The sequence below is a fragment of the Enterobacter sichuanensis genome (assembly GCF_002939185.1).
GTDB classification, from domain to species: domain Bacteria; phylum Pseudomonadota; class Gammaproteobacteria; order Enterobacterales; family Enterobacteriaceae; genus Enterobacter; species Enterobacter sichuanensis.
The window spans coordinates 21657-38800 of the sequence record NZ_POVL01000021.1 but is presented as its reverse complement, the minus strand read 5'-3'; the positions used below and the strand labels follow the sequence as shown (position 1 = coordinate 38800).

Here is a 17144-nt window from a genome sequence, read left to right as displayed (position 1 = left end):
AATGATGGTTATTTTTTAAAAGCGTCCGCTAATTTCTGCGTGGCCGAGCGGAATACGCCGAGGTCGCTGCCGACGGCAACAAACGTGGCTCCCCACTCCAGATAGCGGCGTGCATCCGCCTCAACCGGTGCCAGAATGCCGCTGGGTTTGCCGTGCGCGCTGGCGCGGGCAAAGATGTGCTGTATGGCACGTTGTACGTCCGGATGACCGGCATTGCCCAGGTGTCCGAGCGCGGCCGCCAAATCGCTTGGGCCGACGAAGATACCGTCCACGCCGTGGGTGGCGGCAATCGCATCGACGTTATCAACACCCTGCTGGCTCTCGATCTGGACAAGGATGGTGATGTTGCTGTTGGACCGCACGAAGTAGTCCGGGACGGTGCCAAACATGTTGGCGCGGTGCGAAACGGAAACGCCGCGGATCCCTTCCGGGGGATAGCGCGTGGAGGCCACAGCCAGCGCTGCCTGCTCTGCCGTTTCCACAAACGGGATCAGGAAGTTGTAGAAACCTATATCCAGCAGACGCTTAACGATCACCGGCTCATTGGTGGGTACACGCACTACCGGGGCGCTCGGGCTGCCTTTCAGCGCCATCAGTTGCGGAATAAAGGTGCTGATATCATTCGGCGCATGTTCGCCGTCCAGCACCAGCCAGTCGAACCCGGCCAGTCCCAGCACTTCCGTGCTGATTGGGTTTGCCAGCGCGGACCAGCAGCCAATCTGAATCTGGTGCGCCGCAAGGGCCGCTTTAAACTTATTCGGGAAGATATCGTTATTCATCGCGTTTACCTTTTTAATTCCGCAGCCTTGTTCAATATCATTTTATTTATTCAGACACAGCGACAGGATGATATTTATTATTCTGACCTGGTTTGGCGTAATAAAATCGTCATTCAGTATAAGACGCTATTCATGACCACACATTGTTTTAATGCTCAAGCATTACGTTGCATTTTGATAATATTTTGAGCATATGCACAAAGCACTGGGCGCTGATGCACAGAATCAGGCATTACTGGTTCGGGAGCGATCGGGATCACATTTTCATATGTCATCTGCTGACATGCTTTATTTCTGAAAGCCGCGTATTAATTTCTACCATTAGAAAACTGGCTGAATTTATTATCAGACACTTTGCCGGAGAATAGTGAACAATGGCCGACATTGAAATTCGACACACATCGCCGACGGCGTTCTATATAAAAGTGCACGACACCGATAATGTGGCGATTATTGTCAACGACAATGGCTTAAAAGCAGGAACCCGCTTCCCGGACGGACTGGAACTGATTGAGCATATTCCGCAGGGGCATAAAGTCGCCCTGGTGGATATTCCTGCTAACAGCGAAATCGTGCGTTACGGTGAAGTCATCGGCTATGCCGTGCGCTTCATTGCCAGGGGTAGCTGGGTTGAAGAGTCGCTGGTTGAGCTACCGGAAGCCCCGCCGCTGAATACGCTGCCCCTGGCAACCCGCGTGCCGGAGCCGCTTCCCCCGCTGGAAGGCTATACCTTCGAAGGCTATCGCAATACGGACGGCAGCGTCGGCACCAAAAACCTGCTCGGCATTACCACCAGCGTACACTGCGTGGCGGGCGTAGTGGATTACGTGGTGAAAATTATCGAACGCGATCTGCTGCCGAAATACCCGAACGTGGACGGCGTGGTCGGCCTGAACCACCTTTACGGCTGCGGCGTGGCAATTAACGCCCCGGCAGCCGTCGTGCCCATCCGGACCATCCACAATATCGCCCTCAACCCGAACTTTGGCGGCGAGGTGATGGTGATCGGCCTGGGATGTGAAAAGCTCCAGCCCGAGCGCCTGCTGCAGGGCACGGAAGATGTCAAAGCCATCCCGGCCGATGAGGCCAGCATTGTGCGCCTGCAGGACGAACGCCACGTCGGTTTCCGCTCAATGATTGACGACATTCTGCAGGTCGCAGAGCGCCATCTGGACAAACTCAACCAACGCCAGCGCGAAACATGCCCGGCATCGGAACTGGTGGTGGGCACCCAGTGCGGCGGCAGCGATGCATTCTCCGGCGTGACGGCCAACCCGGCGGTGGGGTATGCGTCCGATCTGCTTGTTCGCTGCGGTGCCACGGTGATGTTCTCCGAGGTGACCGAAGTCCGTGACGCCATTCATCTGCTTACGCCGCGCGCCGTCAATGAAGAGGTGGGCAAACGCCTGCTTGAGGAGATGGCCTGGTACGATAACTATCTCGATATGGGCAAAACCGACCGCAGCGCCAATCCCTCTCCCGGCAACAAAAAAGGCGGTCTGGCAAACGTGGTGGAAAAAGCCCTTGGCTCGATTGCCAAATCCGGTCAGAGCGCGATTGCGGAGGTGCTTTCTCCCGGCCAGCGCCCGACGAAGCGCGGCCTGATCTACGCGGCAACGCCCGCCAGCGATTTCGTCTGTGGTACCCAGCAGGTTGCTTCCGGCATTACGGTACAGGTCTTCACCACCGGGCGCGGTACGCCGTACGGCCTGATGGCAGTGCCGGTAATAAAAATGGCGACGCGCACCGAGCTGGCAAACCGCTGGTATGACTTAATGGATATCAACGCGGGCACCATCGCCACCGGAGAAGAGAGCATTGAAGAGGTAGGCTGGAAACTGTTCCACTTCATTCTGGACGTGGCGAGCGGACGGAAGAAAACATTCTCGGATCAATGGGGGCTGCATAACCAGCTGGCGGTGTTTAACCCGGCGCCGGTGACGTGATTTCCCCTCACCCTACCCTCTCCACATAGGGGAGAGGGTAAAAACCTTAAACCAGCACCACCTCAATCCCGCTTTTCCGTAATCCTTCCAGACTCTCCGGCGGAATACCTTCATCGACAATAATCATATCAATCCTTTGCGTATCAATGATTTTATGCAGACTTGAGCGGTTAAACTTGCTGGAGTCAGTGACAACGATAATACGCTCCGCCACCTCGCACATTTTACGGTTCAGACGGGCTTCGTCTTCGTTGTGCGTACTTACGCCGCGGTCGAGATCGATAGCGTCAACGCCCAGGAACAGCAGATCAAAATGGTAATTCTGTAGCGACTGTTCTGCCTGGTCACCGTAGAAGGATTGCGACTGACGACGCAAATGCCCGCCGGTCATCAGCAGTTCAACCCCTTCCGCTTCCAACAGCGCATTTGCCACGTTCATGCCGTTAGTCATCGCAATCACGTCCGAGTGCTGACGCAGCATACGGGCGATTTCAAACGTCGTGGTGCCGGAGTCCAGAATAATACGGTGCCCGGGTTTGACCAGCGCGGCAGCGGCCTGCGCGATACTGCGCTTTACCGCCGTATTCAGCGAGCTTTTATCCTCTACGGAAGGCTCAGCGCCCGGCATGTTGCCTTCGCAAATCAATGCCCCACCGTAGGCGCGAACGGCAATGCCCTGCTTCTCAAGAAAGGCGAGGTCATTGCGGATCGTCACCGTCGATACGCCGTACAGATGAGACAGATCGTTAACCTGCACGCTTCCCTGCGCCCGCAACCGCTGAATGATCTGCTCTCGCCTTTCACTGGTGCCGGTGATGCGCTTTTCTGCGGATGAATCGGTGCTGCTCATACGAGCTCCTTAATCAATATTCTTTCGTTTCATTTCGTTTTGTCTATTAAGGCCTTTCCTTTACGGGAATGCAAGCCCTGCATGGTGACGATACGCAAGCTGGCATCGCGCTGAAACCTTTCATTATGTTTCTTTTGTGAAACAGATCGGAAAACCATTATCTTTCGTTTTATTTTTATATCACCGTGTTGCAGGATTAAATGAAACAAAACGAAAGACAGGTATCATTACCATCCGACATGGAGAGGAAAGTGAAACATCTGACAGAAATGGTGGCGCAGCATAAACGGGGGAAGACAAACGGAATTTATGCCGTCTGCTCCGCACATCCGCTGGTACTGGAAGCTGCAATTCGTTACGCCCATTCACAGCAGACGCCGCTGCTGATTGAGGCTACCTCTAACCAGGTCGATCAGTTTGGCGGCTACACCGGCATGACGCCCGCTGATTTTCACGGATTTGTCTGCCAGCTGGCCGAGTCGCTCGGTTTCCCGACGTCACAGCTGATCCTCGGCGGCGATCACCTTGGCCCTAACCGCTGGCAACACCTGCCAGCGGTTAGGGCAATGGCAAATGCCGACGATCTGATCAAAAGCTATGTCTCTGCCGGGTTCAAAAAGATCCACCTCGACTGCAGCATGTCCTGTGAGGACGATCCGGTTCTCCTGACCGACACGATCGTCGCCGAACGCGCAGCGCGTCTGGCAAAAATTGCCGAAGCGACCTGCCGGGAACAGTTTGGTGAATCCGATCTGGTCTACGTTATCGGCACGGAGGTTCCGGTGCCGGGTGGCGCACACGACACGCTCACCGAGCTTGAGGTCACCACACCAGACGCGGCGCGCGCGACGCTGGAAGCGCATCGTCACGCGTTCGAAAAGGAAGGGTTAGGTGACATCTGGCCGCGCATTATTGGCCTGGTGGTACAGCCCGGTGTGGAGTTCGACCACGCACACGTCTGCGACTACCGGCCGGAAAAAGCCATTGCCCTGAGCGAAATGGTGGAAGCCTACGATACGCTGATTTTTGAAGCGCACTCCACTGACTACCAGACGCCGCAGGCACTGCGCCAGCTAGTAAATGATCATTTCGCCATCTTAAAAGTCGGTCCGGCACTGACCTTTGCCCTGCGCGAAGCCCTCTTCTCACTGGCCGCCATCGAAGAGGAACTTCTGCCAGCGAAAGCCAGTTCTGGCCTGCGCCACGTGCTGGAAAACGTGATGCTCGAACGACCGGAGTACTGGCAAAGCCATTACCGCGGTGACGCTAACGCGCGTCGCCTGGCGCGCGGTTACAGCTACTCTGACCGCGTACGTTATTACTGGCCGGACAGCCAGATTGACGAAGCCTTCGCGCGGCTGGTACGTAACCTGGCAAACGAACCCATTCCATTGCCACTCATCAGCCAGTACCTGCCGCTGCAGTACAGCAAAGTTCGCGAGGGCGCTCTCAAGTCGACGCCTCGGGAACTCATCCTCGACCACATTCAGGACATACTCCAGCAATACCACGCCGCCTGCGAAGGCGTAACGACGCAAAACGCATAATAAAAAGAGGAAAGCACTATGCCAAACATTGTCTTATGCCGCATTGATGAACGCCTGATCCACGGTCAGGTGGGCGTGCAGTGGGTAGGGTTTGCGGGGGCAAATCTGGTTCTGGTCGCCAACGATGAGGTGGCTGAGGATCCTGTTCAACAGAACCTGATGGAAATGGTGCTCGCGGAAGGGATTGCCGTGCGTTTCTGGTCATTACAAAAAGTGATCGACAACATTCATCGCGCCGCGGACCGTCAGAAAATCCTGCTGGTCTGTAAATCTCCCGCCGATTTTCTGCAACTGGTCGAGGGCGGCGTGCCCATCACCCGTATCAACGTAGGAAACATGCACTACGCCAGTGGCAAACAACAAATTGCCAAAACGGTCTCCGTCGACGCGAACGATATCGCCGCGTTCAACGGCCTGAAAACGGCCGGGGTGGAATGCTTTGTTCAGGGCGTTCCGACAGAAACTGCTTTGGATCTCTTTAAACTACTCTGAGGGATTCACAATGGAAATCAGTCTGTTGCAGGCATTCGCGCTGGGGCTTCTCGCCTTTATCGCGGGTCTGGATATGTTTAACGGGTTAACGCACATGCACCGCCCGGTCGTTCTCGGGCCGCTGGTTGGCCTGATTCTTGGCGATCTGCACACCGGGATTTTGACCGGCGGGACGTTAGAGCTGGTCTGGATGGGCCTGGCGCCGCTCGCGGGCGCACAGCCGCCTAACGTGATTATCGGCACTATTGTGGGTACCGCATTCGCCATCAGCACAGGTGTGAAGCCGGAAGTTGCCGTTGGCGTCGCCGTGCCGTTTGCTGTCGCGGTACAGATGGGGATTACGTTCCTCTTCTCGGTGATGTCCGGCGTGATGTCCCGCTGCGATCGCATGGCGGCCAATGCTGATACCAACGGCATTGAACGGGTTAACTACCTGGCCCTGCTGGCGCTCGGCATCTTCTATTTCTTGTGCGCGTTTCTGCCCATCTATTTCGGTGCAGAGCACGCGAAAACAGCCATTGATGTTCTGCCGGCGCGTCTGATTGACGGCCTCGGCGTCGCGGGCGGCATCATGCCAGCTATCGGCTTCGCCGTGCTGCTGAAGATCATGATGAAAAACGTCTACATCCCCTACTTCATTATCGGCTTCGTGGCTGCAGCCTGGCTCAAGCTTCCGGTCCTGGCGATTGCGGCCGCCGCGCTGGCCATGGCGCTGATCGACCTGATGCGTAAATCACCTGAACCGACGGCTCAAACGGCCCAGAAAGAGGAATTCGAAGATGGCATCTAATCAAACAACGATACCGGGCGTGTCTGAAACTGAAGAGACCCTGCTGACCGGCATCAACGAAAACGTCTACGAAGACCAAAGCATCGGTGCCGAACTGACGAAAAAGGATATTAACCGCGTCGCCTGGCGTTCAATGCTGCTGCAGGCCTCGTTCAACTATGAACGTATGCAGGCCTCCGGCTGGCTGTACGGATTGCTGCCAGCGCTGAAAAAGATCCACACCAACAAGCGGGACCTGGCGAGGGCAATGAAAGGCCATATGGGCTTCTTTAATACCCACCCATTCCTCGTGACCTTTGTAATCGGCATTATTCTGGCGATGGAGCGCTCCAAACAGGATGTGAATAGCATCCAGAGCACCAAGATTGCCGTCGGTGCGCCGCTCGGCGGCATCGGTGACGCCATGTTCTGGCTTACCCTTCTGCCCATCTGCGGCGGTATTGGTGCCAGCCTGGCGCTGCAGGGATCAATTCTGGGTGCGGTGGTCTTTATCGTGCTGTTTAACGTTGTGCACCTCGGCCTGCGTTTTGGTCTGGCGCACTACGCTTACCGGATGGGCGTTGCGGCCATTCCGCTGATCAAGGCCAACACCAAAAAGGTCGGCCATGCGGCCTCCATCGTCGGGATGACGGTGATCGGCGCGCTGGTAGCAACCTATGTCCGCCTCAACACCACGCTCGAAATCAAAGCCGGGGATGCGGTTGTCAAGCTGCAGGCCGACGTTATCGACAAGCTGATGCCCGCGTTTCTGCCGCTGGTCTACACCCTGACCATGTTCTGGCTGGTACGCCGGGGCTGGAGCCCGCTGCGGCTGATTGGTATCACCGTGGTATTGGGCGTTGTAGGTAAATTCTGTCACTTCCTGTAAAAGCAAAGAGGTTGCGATGTTAGGCATTATTTTGACGGGTCACGGCGGTTTTGCCAGCGGGCTTGAGCAGGCGATGAAGCAGATCCTCGGCGAGCAGCCACAGTTTATCGCCATCGATTTTCCTGAAACATCCACTACGGCGCGGCTGACCGCTCAGCTTGAGCAGGCGGTGAGCGAACTCGACCCCCGGCACGATATTGTGTTTCTTACTGATTTGCTGGGCGGCACGCCGTTTCGCGTGGCCTCAACGCTCGCGATGCAAAGACCAGGCAGCGAAGTCATCACTGGCACCAACCTGCAGCTCCTGCTGGAGATGGTGCTGGAGCGCGACGGATTAACCAGCGAAGCGTTTCGTCTGCAGGCGCTGGAGTGTGGACACCGCGGCCTGACGAGCCTGGTGGATGAGCTTGGCCGCTGCCGCGAGGAAGCGCCCGCAGAGGAAGGGATATGAGCCAGCTGCTGCGTGCGCGACGGGTGCTGACCGAAAAGGGCTGGCTGGATGACCACCAGCTTCGTCTCGAGAACGGCGTTATCGCGGCGATTGAGCCCATCCCCACGGGCGTTACGACGCGCGATGCGGAGCTGCTCTGCCCGGCGTATATCGATACCCACGTCCACGGCGGTGCGGGCGTGGACGTCATGGATGATGCGCCTGACGTGCTGGACACTCTGGCGATGCATAAAGCACGCGAAGGTGTGGGTGCATTTCTGCCCACCACCGTCACCGCGCCACTGGAGGCCATCCACGCCGCGCTGATGCGTATCGCCCGGCGTAGTCAGTCCGGAGGATCCGGCGCTCAGATCCTGGGCAGTTATCTGGAAGGTCCGTACTTTACGCCTCAGAACAAAGGGGCGCATCCGCCTGAACTGTTCAGGGAGTTGGATATCGCCGAGCTGAACAGGCTGATTGACGTTTCACTGAGCACGCTACGAGTGGTGGCGCTCGCGCCGGAGAAGCCCGGCGCGCTGCAGGCGATCCATCACCTTAAACAGCGAGGTATACGCGTGATGCTGGGCCACAGCGCTGCCACGTACCAGCAAACTCTCGCCGCGTTTGATGCGGGTGCCGACGGGCTGGTGCACTGCTATAACGGTATGACGGGGCTGCATCACAGGGGGCCCGGCATGGTTGGCGCCGGGCTGACGGATAAACGGGCGTGGCTGGAGCTTATCGCCGACGGGCACCATGTTCATCCAGGAGCCCTGCGCTTATGCAGCTGCTGTGCAAAAGAGAGGGTGGTACTGATTACCGATGCCATGCAGGCGGCAGGTATGCCGGATGGGCGGTATACACTCTGCGGCGAAGAGGTCACGATGCAAAACGGCGTGGTTCGAACCGCCTCTGGCGGACTGGCGGGCAGCACGCTGTCGCTGGATGCGGCAGTCAGGAATATGGTGGAACACGCGGGCGTCACCGCTGAAGACACTATTCAGATGGCCTCGCTGCACCCTGCCCGCCTGCTGGGCATCGATCGTCAGCTCGGATCCTTAACGCCGGGAAAAAGCGCCAATATTATTGCTCTGGACGGTGGTTTACACCTTCAACAGATCTGGATTCAGGGCCAGGCTCTCCCCCTTTAGCCCTTTCATTGTGTCTCCTTTTGGCTTTACGGCCTGAAACCGTAAGGCCTTTCTTTTCCTTTCTTTAAATTTGCCCTTTCATTTCACGATCACACTTTTCGTTTTATTTCTTTTCTTTCATTGAACTTTCAGTTTCTTTTCTATAGATTTTATTTAACTGCTGAAGTGAACAAGTGAAACGAAACGAAAGATGGCCACACGTTTGCCAGCGTCTGATGTGGAATTCACACGACTAAGGACTGAGTTATGCCACAAATCACCCCCGCCACCACCACCGGCACCTGGACCGAAGAAGAGATCCGCCAGCAGCCTGCCAGCTGGATCCGCTCGCTCAACAACATCGATAATCTGCGTTCCTCAATTGACGGTTTCCTGACGCCGCTGCTGCGCAAGCGCGATCTGCGGATCGTGCTGACCGGCGCGGGCACGTCCGCGTTTATTGGCGATATCATTGCGCCATGGCTTGCGAGCCATACCGGGAAAAACATCTCCGCCGTACCGACCACCGATCTGGTCACGAATCCGATGGATTACTTCAGCCCGGCACATCCGCTGCTGCTGGTTTCGTTTGCCCGTTCCGGTAACAGCCCGGAAAGCGTGGCTGCGGTAGAGTTGGCCAATCAGTTCGTGCCGGAGTGCTACCACCTGTCGATCACCTGTAACGAGGCGGGCAGCCTGTATCAGAACGCCGTCGACAGCGATAACGCCTATGCCCTGCTGATGCCTGCTGAAACGCACGATCGCGGCTTCGCGATGACCAGCAGTATTACCACCATGATGGCGAGCTGCCTGGCGATATTCGCCCCGGAAACGATCGGAAGCCGCACCTTCCGCGACGTGGCCGATCGCTGTCAGGCGATCCTCTCCTCACTCGGTGATTTCCGCCACGGCGTCTTTGGCAACGAACCGTGGAAAAGGATTGTCTACCTGGGAAGCGGTGGCCTGCAGGGCGCGGCGCGTGAATCGGCACTAAAGGTGCTGGAGCTGACGGCAGGCAAGCTGGCGGCGTTCTACGAGTCCCCAACGGGCTTCCGTCACGGGCCTAAATCATTGGTGGATAGCGAAACGCTGGTGGTGGTGTTTGTCTCCAGCCATCCGTATACGCGTCAGTACGATCTCGATCTGCTGGCTGAACTGCGCCGCGAAGGTCAGGCTCTGCGCGTCGTCGCCATCGCCGCAGAAAATGATCCGGTTATCGAATCGGGTCCGCACATCCTGCTGCCGCCTTCCCGCCCGTTTATCGATATGGAACAGGCGTTCTGCTTCCTGATGTACGCCCAGGTCTTTGCGCTATCCCAATCCCTCAGCGTGGGCAATACGCCCGATACGCCATCTGCCAGCGGCACGGTCAACCGTGTGGTACAGGGCGTTGTTATTCATCCGTGGCAGGCTTAAGAGGATCGCACTATGAGTATTATCTCAACGAAATATCTTCTGCAGGACGCACAGGTAAAAGGCTACGCGGTACCAGCGTTCAACATTCACAACGCAGAGACGATCCAGGCGATCCTCGAAGTGTGTAGCGAAATGCGATCGCCGGTGATCCTCGCGGGCACGCCGGGCACGTTTAAGCACATTGCGCTGGAAGAGATCTACGCCCTGTGCAGCGCCTACTCGCTAACCTACGACATGCCGCTGGCGCTGCATCTCGATCACCACGAATCTCTCGACGATATTCGTCGCAAGGTCAACGCTGGCGTGCGTAGCGCGATGATCGACGGCAGCCACTATCCGTTCGAACAAAACGTGAAGCTGGTGAAGTCGGTGGTCGATTTTTGCCACCTCAACGATTGTAGCGTCGAGGCCGAGCTGGGCCGACTGGGCGGCGTGGAAGATGACATGAGCGTCGACGCCGAAAGCGCGTTTCTCACCGACCCTCAGGAAGCGAAACGCTTTGTCGAACTGACCGGCGTCGATAGCCTCGCCGTCGCCATCGGTACCGCACACGGCCTGTATACCAAACGCCCGAAAATCGACTTCCAGCGGCTGGCCGAGATCCGCGACGTGGTCGCCGTGCCGCTGGTGCTGCACGGCGCGAGCGATGCGCCGGATGAAGATGTTCGCCGCACCATCGCGCTGGGCGTGTGCAAAGTCAACGTGGCTACCGAACTGAAAATCGCCTTCTCTGACGCGGTGAAGGCCTGGTTTGCTGAAAACCCACAGGGTAACGATCCGCGCTTCTATATGCGGGTCGGTATGGACGCCATGAAAGAGGTGGTCAGAAGCAAAATCACCGTTTGCGGCTCGGCAAATCGATTGCTGCTTCCGGCAGAAGCCTGATTAAAATGGAGCTTACGCTGATGAAAAAAATCCTCGCACTCTCAGTGCTGGCCCTGTGCGTTTCCCATAGCGCAGTGGCCGCGAACTACACGCTCAGTAACGACAATATTGCTCTGTCATTTGATGATGCAAACTCAACGGTAGTGGTTAAAGACAGTAAAGCTAACCATCCGCTCACGCCGCAGGAGCTGTTCTTTCTGACGCTGCCGGACGAGACTAAAATCCACACCGCGGATTTTAAAATCAAGCATGTCGAAAAGCAGGACAGCGGGATTGTCGTTGATTTCACCCATCCGGAATTTAACGTGACAGTGAAGCTGAACCTGGTGAAGGGCAAATACGCCAGCATCGACTACACCATCGCCGCCGTTGGTCAGCCCCGGGACGTGGCGAAAATCACCTTCTTCCCGACCAAAAAGCAGGCTCAGGCCCCTTACGTAGACGGGGCAATTAACAGCTCGCCGATCGTCGCAGACACGTTCTTTATTCTGCCGGATAAACCCATCGTTAATACTTACGCCTATGAAGCGACGACCAACCTCAACGTGGAGCTGAAAACACCTATTCAGCCCGCAACGCCGGTCAGCTACACCACGTACTTTGGTACCTTCCCGGAGACCAGCCAGCTACGCCGTAGCGTTAACCAGTTTATCGATGCCGTCCGTCCGCGTCCGTATAAGCCTTATTTACACTACAACAGCTGGATGGATATCGGCTTCTTTACACCGTACTCCGAACAGGACGTGCTGGGGCGGATGGATGAATGGAATAAGGAATTTATCACCGGGCGCGGCGTGGCGCTGGATGCATTCCTGCTTGACGATGGCTGGGATGACCTGACCGGGCGCTGGCTGTTTGGCCCGGCTTTCAGCAAGGGTTTTGGCAAGGTACGGGAGAAAGCTGACAGCCTGCACAGCTCCGTCGGCCTGTGGCTCTCGCCGTGGGGTGGATATAACAAACCGCGCGATACGCGCGTCTCGCATGCAAAAGAGTACGGTTTCGAAACGGTAGACGGGAAGCTGGCGCTGTCAGGCCCGAACTACTTTAAAAACTTTAATGAGCAGATCGTTAAGCTTATTAAAAACGAGCATATTACCTCGTTCAAGCTCGACGGGATGGGCAATGCCAATTCGCATATTAAGGGCAGCCCGTTCGCCTCGGATTTTGACGCCTCTATCGCTCTGCTGCATAACATGCGCAGCGCCAATCCGAATCTGTTTATTAACCTGACGACCGGTACCAACGCCAGCCCATCCTGGTTGTTCTACGCCGATTCCATCTGGCGCCAGGGGGATGATATCAACCTGTACGGCCCCGGCACGCCGGTGCAGCAGTGGATGACCTACCGCGATGCGGAAACATATCGCTCCATTGTGCGTAAAGGTCCGCTGTTCCCGCTGAACTCCCTGATGTACCACGGGATCGTCAGCGCGGAGAACGCGTATTACGGTCTGGAGAAGGTGCAAACGGACAGCGATTTTGCCGACCAGGTCTGGAGCTACTTCGCCACCGGAACCCAGTTGCAGGAGCTGTATATCACCCCATCCATGCTCAACAAGTCGAAGTGGGATGTCCTGGCGCAGGCCGCGAAGTGGTCCCGGGAGAATGCCAGCGTGCTGGTGGATACCCACTGGATTGGCGGTGACCCGACGGCATTGCAGGTTTACGGCTGGGCATCCTGGAGCAAGGACAAAGCGATTATCGGCTTGCGTAACCCGTCGGATAAACCACAAAGCTACTATCTGGATCTGGCAAGAGACTTTGAGATCCCGACAGACGGCACGACGCACTTCAATTTGAAAGCGGTGTACGGCAGTAACGATAGCGTACCGGAGGGGTATAAAAACGCGGTGGTGATTACCCTGAAACCGCTGGAAACGCTGGTGTTTGAGGCGATGCCTGTTAACTAACCGTAGGCCGGGTAAGGCGCAGCCGTCACCCGGCAAAAAAATTCGCAGGGGATTACTCCCCCTGCTGCTCCAGCGCATACTTATAGAGCGCATTTTTCTTCACGCCGTGGATCTCCGCCGCCAGTGCCGCCGCTTTCTTAAGCGGCAGTTCTGCCTGCAGCAGCGCCAGCGTGCGCAGCGCGTCGGCAGGCAGCGCGTCTTCTTGCGCTTTGTGCCCTTCGACAATAAGCACCATCTCACCCTTGCGGCGGTTCTCATCTTCCTTCACCCATGCCAGCAGTTCGCCCACCGGCGCGCCGTGAATGGTCTCCCAAGTTTTGGTCAGCTCGCGCGCCAGCACCACGTAGCGACCTTCGCCCCAGACGGTCACCATGTCTTCCAGGCTCTCCAGCAGGCGATGCGTAGATTCGTAAAAAATCAGGGTACGCGGTTCCGCTTCCAGATCCTTCAGCACGTCACGCCGGCCTTTGGATTTGGCAGGAAGAAAGCCTTCATAGCAGAAACGGTCGGACGGCAGACCCGCGGCGCTCAGCGCAGCAATGGCAGCGCACGGCCCCGGCAGCGGCACAACGCGAATACCGGCTTCACGACAGGTACGCACCAGGTGATAGCCAGGGTCGTTAATCAGCGGCGTACCGGCGTCGGAGACGAGGGCAATGTTCTGCCCTTCCTTCAGCTTCGCCACCAGCGTTTCGGCTTTTTGTTGCTCATTGTGATCGTGCAGGGCAAACAGACGGGCGTTAATGGCGAAATGTTGAAGCAGTAAACCGGTGTGTCGGGTATCTTCAGCGGCAATTAAATCAACAGTTTGCAATACGGTCAGCGCACGTTGGGTAATATCAGATAAATTCCCGATAGGAGTAGGTACAATATAAAGCTGGCCTTGAGAATTATCTGCCGTTTCGTGTTGTTTCATTGTTTCGTCCGTATTGCCGTTTTAATATTGAGCATTGCGTAAAAAATCACTGGATACAGTATGGTACCGTTAACGTTTCTTCGAAAAAAAGCCACGCGCAGCGTGCCGCTTCTGCTGGCAGCCCTGATCTTTGCAGGCTGTGGCACTCAGGCACCTGACCAGAGCACAGCCCATCTTCAGGGGTCTGCTCAGGCTGATTCTGGCTTTTATCTGCAACAAATGTCGCAGAGTTCAAATGATACCAGGATCAACTGGCAATTACTCGCCATTCGTGCACTGCTGAAAGAGGGGAAAACCCAGCAGGCCGCCGAGCTGTTCAACCAGTTGCCGAAAGATCTTAACGACACCCAGCGCCGTGAGCAGAGCCTGCTCTCCGCCGAGCTGAATGTCGCACTGAAAGATTACGCCGCCGCGAAGAAGATCCTCGGCGACATCGACGTGAGCGCGCTGGATAAAAATCAGCAGGCCCGTTTCTGGCAGACGGGCATTACCGCTGAACAGGGACGCCCTTCCCTGACGCTGCTGCGAGCGCTGATTGCCCAGGAGCCGCTGCTTGGCGGTGCGGATAAGCAGAAAAATATCGATGCCACCTGGCAGGCGCTTGCCTCGATGACCCAGGAACAGGCTCAGGCGCTGGTCATCAACGCGGATGAAAACGTGCTGCAGGGCTGGCTGGATCTGCAGCAGATGTGGTTTAACAACCGCAGCGATCCAAAAATGCTGAAAGCCGGTATTACCGACTGGCAGACACGCTACCCGCAGAACCCGGGCGCGAAAATGCTGCCCACTCAGTTGGTTAACGTGCAGAACTTTAAGCCTGCCTCCACCAGCAAAATCGCCCTGCTTCTGCCGTTAAACGGCCAGGCGGCGGTATTTGGCCGTACCATTCAGCAGGGCTTTGAAGCGGCGAAGAACGGTACCACGCCCGTGACCGGCAGCGCAGTGCCCGCCCAGGCCGCACAGGCGGCGAACGTGAGCGACGTTGTCAGCCCTTCCGCCGCGGAGACCAGCGACCTGACCACAGCGCAAACCCCGGCGCAGGGCACGATGCAAAACCCGGTGACGGCCCCGACAACGCCTCCAGCCGCGACGCCAGAGCCAGCCACGCCGGCTCAGGCGCCGGCAGAGACACAAGCCGCGCCGACCACGGCGCCCGCGACAGCGGAACAGCCTCAGTCGCAGACCACTCAGCCCACCGCTCAACCTGCCGCTCAGCCGCAGGCCGTGGCAACCGCCAGCGCTAACCCTGGCGCTGAGCTGAAAATCTATGACACCAGCTCGCAACCGCTTGATCAGGTTCTGGCGCAGGTTCAACAGGACGGTGCCAGCATCGTTGTCGGCCCGCTGCTGAAAAATAACGTGGAAGAGCTGATGAAGAGCAACACCACGCTGAACGTGCTGGCGCTCAACCAGCCTGAGCAGGTGCAGAACCGGGCCAATATCTGCTACTTCGCGCTCTCACCGGAAGATGAAGCCCGCGACGCGGCGCGTCATATTCACGAGCAGGGCAAACAGGCTCCACTGCTGCTCATCCCACGCAGCACGCTGGGCGATCGCGTGGCCAATGCTTTTGCCGATGAGTGGCAGAAGCTGGGTGGTGGCGTGGTGCTGCAGCAGAAATTCGGTTCCGTCTCTGAACTGCGCGCGGGCGTAAACGGCGGGGCAGGCATTGCGCTTAACGGTAGCCCGGTCACCGCGAGCCTGCCGCAGCAGCAGGGGGTGACCATTGGCGGTCTGACGATCCCTGCCCCACCAACTGACGCGCAGATTAGCGGCGGCGGTAAAGTGGATGCAGCCTATATCGTTGCCACGCCACAGGAGATCGCCTTTATCAAACCGATGATCGCGATGCGTAACGGCAGCCAGAGTGGCGCAACGCTCTATGCCAGCTCCCGCAGCGCGCAGGGCACCGCAGGTCCGGATTTCCGCCTGGAGATGGACGGTCTGCAGTACAGCGAAATCCCGATGCTGGCTGGCAGCAACCCGGCGCTGATGCAGCAGGCGCTGGGCGCGGTGCGTAACGATTACTCGCTGGCGCGTCTGTATGCGATGGGTGTCGATGCCTGGGCGCTGGCGAACCACTTTACCCAGATGCGTCAGGTGCCGGGCTTTGAGCTTAACGGCAACACCGGCGATCTGACCGCGACTCAGGACTGCGTGATCAACAGGAAGTTATCATGGCTCAAATACCAGCAGGGGCAAATCGTCCCGGCCAGTTAAGCCGTAAAGAGACCGGCGACGCATGGGAATTAAAGGCGCGTCGCTGGCTTGAAGGCAAAGGACTGCGCTTTATCGCAGCTAACGTTCGCGGACGTGGCGGCGAAATCGATCTGATCATGAAAGAGGGTCAGGTGATTGTGTTTGTCGAAGTCCGCTTTCGACAGTCCTCCCGTTTTGGCGGTGCTGCCGCCAGCGTGACGCTCGCCAAACAACATAAATTATTACAGACTGCCCACTTGTGGCTTGCCCGCCATAATGGGAGTTTTGATACTGTGGATTGCCGGTTCGATGTGATAGCCTTCACCGGAAATGAGATCGAATGGCTTAAAAACGCTTTTGGCGAAGACGCATAATTAAGATTTAAAAGGGATAACGTGCTCGAAAGAATTAAAGTGTGCTTCACAGAAAGCATCCAGACTCAGATTGCCGCGGCGGAAGCCCTTCCGGATGCTATCTCTCGTGCCGCAATGACGCTGGTGCAATCCCTGCTTAACGGCAACAAAATCCTCTGTTGTGGCAATGGGACTTCCGCCGCCAACGCACAGCATTTTGCTGCCAGCATGATCAATCGTTTTGAAACAGAACGCCCCAGTTTACCTGCCATTGCACTTAATACCGATAATGTGGTCTTAACAGCGATTGCTAACGATCGTCTGCATGACGAAATTTACGCAAAGCAGGTGCGCGCTCTGGGTCATGCCGGAGATGTGCTGCTGGCCATTTCCACGCGCGGCAATAGCCGGGATATTGTTAAAGCCGTTGAAGCCGCCGTCACCCGCGACATGACTATTGTGGCCTTAACCGGCTATGACGGGGGGGAGCTGGCGGGTCTGCTGGGGCCGCAGGATGTGGAAATCCGCATTCCGTCTCACCGGAGCGCACGCATTCAGGAGATGCATATGCTCACGGTGAACTGCTTATGTGATTTGATCGATAACACGCTTTTCCCTCACCAGGATGATTAA

16 protein-coding genes are annotated in these 17144 nt (G+C 56.9%); 13 read left to right on the top strand and 3 right to left on the bottom strand.

All coding sequences use genetic code 11. The features are described 5' to 3' along the window. Positions 1–8: 8 nt before the first annotated feature. Positions 9–779 carry a 2-dehydro-3-deoxyglucarate aldolase gene (garL, locus tag C5687_RS11375; protein ID WP_104556961.1) on the bottom strand — a complete coding sequence of 257 codons (771 nt, stop codon included), beginning with the start codon at positions 777–779 and terminating at the stop codon, positions 9–11. 374 nt (positions 780–1153) lie between these two features. Between garL and garD the strand changes: the two genes are divergently transcribed. Beyond that, positions 1154–2725: a galactarate dehydratase gene (garD, locus tag C5687_RS11370; protein WP_104556960.1), complete on the top strand. Its 1572-nt coding sequence runs from the start codon at positions 1154–1156 to the stop codon at positions 2723–2725. A 46-nt stretch (positions 2726–2771) separates the two neighbouring features. Here the strand turns inward: garD and C5687_RS11365 are convergent, their stop codons facing one another. Continuing rightward, on the bottom strand, positions 2772–3575 hold the full coding sequence (locus C5687_RS11365) for a DeoR family transcriptional regulator (protein WP_059385424.1): 804 nt from the start codon (positions 3573–3575) through the stop codon (positions 2772–2774). 239 nt (positions 3576–3814) lie between these two features. Here C5687_RS11365 and kbaZ point away from each other — a divergent pair, with 239 nt between their 5' ends. The 9 genes from kbaZ (at position 3815) to C5687_RS11315 (ending at position 13043) form a co-directional block, all read left to right on the top strand. Further along, positions 3815–5122, top strand: coding sequence for a tagatose-bisphosphate aldolase subunit KbaZ (kbaZ, locus tag C5687_RS11355; protein ID WP_104556975.1), 1308 nt, complete (start codon positions 3815–3817; stop codon positions 5120–5122). An 18-nt stretch (positions 5123–5140) separates the two neighbouring features. After that, entirely contained in the window at positions 5141–5614 is a 474-nt protein-coding gene (gene agaV, locus C5687_RS11350) for a PTS N-acetylgalactosamine transporter subunit IIB (RefSeq protein ID WP_094918730.1), read from the top strand. A 10-nt stretch (positions 5615–5624) separates the two neighbouring features. Then, positions 5625–6404, top strand: a complete 780-nt coding sequence (gene agaW / locus C5687_RS11345; protein ID WP_059385422.1) for a PTS N-acetylgalactosamine transporter subunit IIC — start codon at positions 5625–5627, stop codon at positions 6402–6404. Beyond that, on the top strand, positions 6394–7272 hold the full coding sequence (gene agaE, locus C5687_RS11340; protein ID WP_059385421.1) for a PTS N-acetylgalactosamine transporter subunit IID: 879 nt from the start codon (positions 6394–6396) through the stop codon (positions 7270–7272). The genes agaW and agaE overlap by 11 nt, the downstream gene beginning before the upstream one ends. Before the next feature lie 16 nt (positions 7273–7288). After that, positions 7289–7723 carry a PTS galactosamine/N-acetylgalactosamine transporter subunit IIA gene (gene agaF, locus C5687_RS11335; protein ID WP_059385420.1) on the top strand — a complete coding sequence of 145 codons (435 nt, stop codon included), beginning with the start codon at positions 7289–7291 and terminating at the stop codon, positions 7721–7723. Next, positions 7720–8853: an N-acetylglucosamine-6-phosphate deacetylase gene (gene nagA, locus C5687_RS11330; RefSeq protein ID WP_104556959.1), complete on the top strand. Its 1134-nt coding sequence runs from the start codon at positions 7720–7722 to the stop codon at positions 8851–8853. Before agaF ends, nagA begins: the two co-directional genes overlap by 4 nt. 246 nt (positions 8854–9099) lie before the next feature. Then, positions 9100–10248, top strand: coding sequence for an SIS domain-containing protein (locus C5687_RS11325; protein ID WP_104556958.1), 1149 nt, complete (start codon positions 9100–9102; stop codon positions 10246–10248). Between the two features lie 12 nt (positions 10249–10260). Continuing rightward, a complete protein-coding gene (gene kbaY, locus C5687_RS11320) occupies positions 10261–11133 on the top strand; it encodes a tagatose-bisphosphate aldolase subunit KbaY (protein WP_104556957.1) in 873 nt (290 codons plus the stop codon). Positions 11134–11153: 20 nt separating this feature from the next. Next, positions 11154–13043 (top strand): alpha-galactosidase, encoded by a 1890-nt coding sequence (locus C5687_RS11315; protein WP_059385433.1) that lies wholly within the window; start codon positions 11154–11156, stop codon positions 13041–13043. Between the two features lie 52 nt (positions 13044–13095). On the opposite strand, the gene rsmI is transcribed toward C5687_RS11315, so the two are convergent. Next, positions 13096–13959: a 16S rRNA (cytidine(1402)-2'-O)-methyltransferase gene (gene rsmI / locus C5687_RS11310; RefSeq protein WP_045284768.1), complete on the bottom strand. Its 864-nt coding sequence runs from the start codon at positions 13957–13959 to the stop codon at positions 13096–13098. Between the two features lie 60 nt (positions 13960–14019). Between rsmI and C5687_RS11300 the strand changes: the two genes are divergently transcribed. From C5687_RS11300 to diaA, 3 genes are read left to right on the top strand one after another with little or no spacing between them, the layout of a single operon-like run. Next, complete coding sequence (locus C5687_RS11300; RefSeq protein ID WP_104556956.1) at positions 14020–16179, top strand: penicillin-binding protein activator; 2160 nt, start codon at positions 14020–14022, stop codon at positions 16177–16179. Continuing rightward, positions 16137–16532, top strand: a complete 396-nt coding sequence (locus tag C5687_RS11295; protein ID WP_025756731.1) for a YraN family protein — start codon at positions 16137–16139, stop codon at positions 16530–16532. Before C5687_RS11300 ends, C5687_RS11295 begins: the two co-directional genes overlap by 43 nt. 21 nt (positions 16533–16553) lie before the next feature. Next, positions 16554–17144, top strand: coding sequence for a DnaA initiator-associating protein DiaA (diaA, locus tag C5687_RS11290; RefSeq protein ID WP_003861754.1), 591 nt, complete (start codon positions 16554–16556; stop codon positions 17142–17144).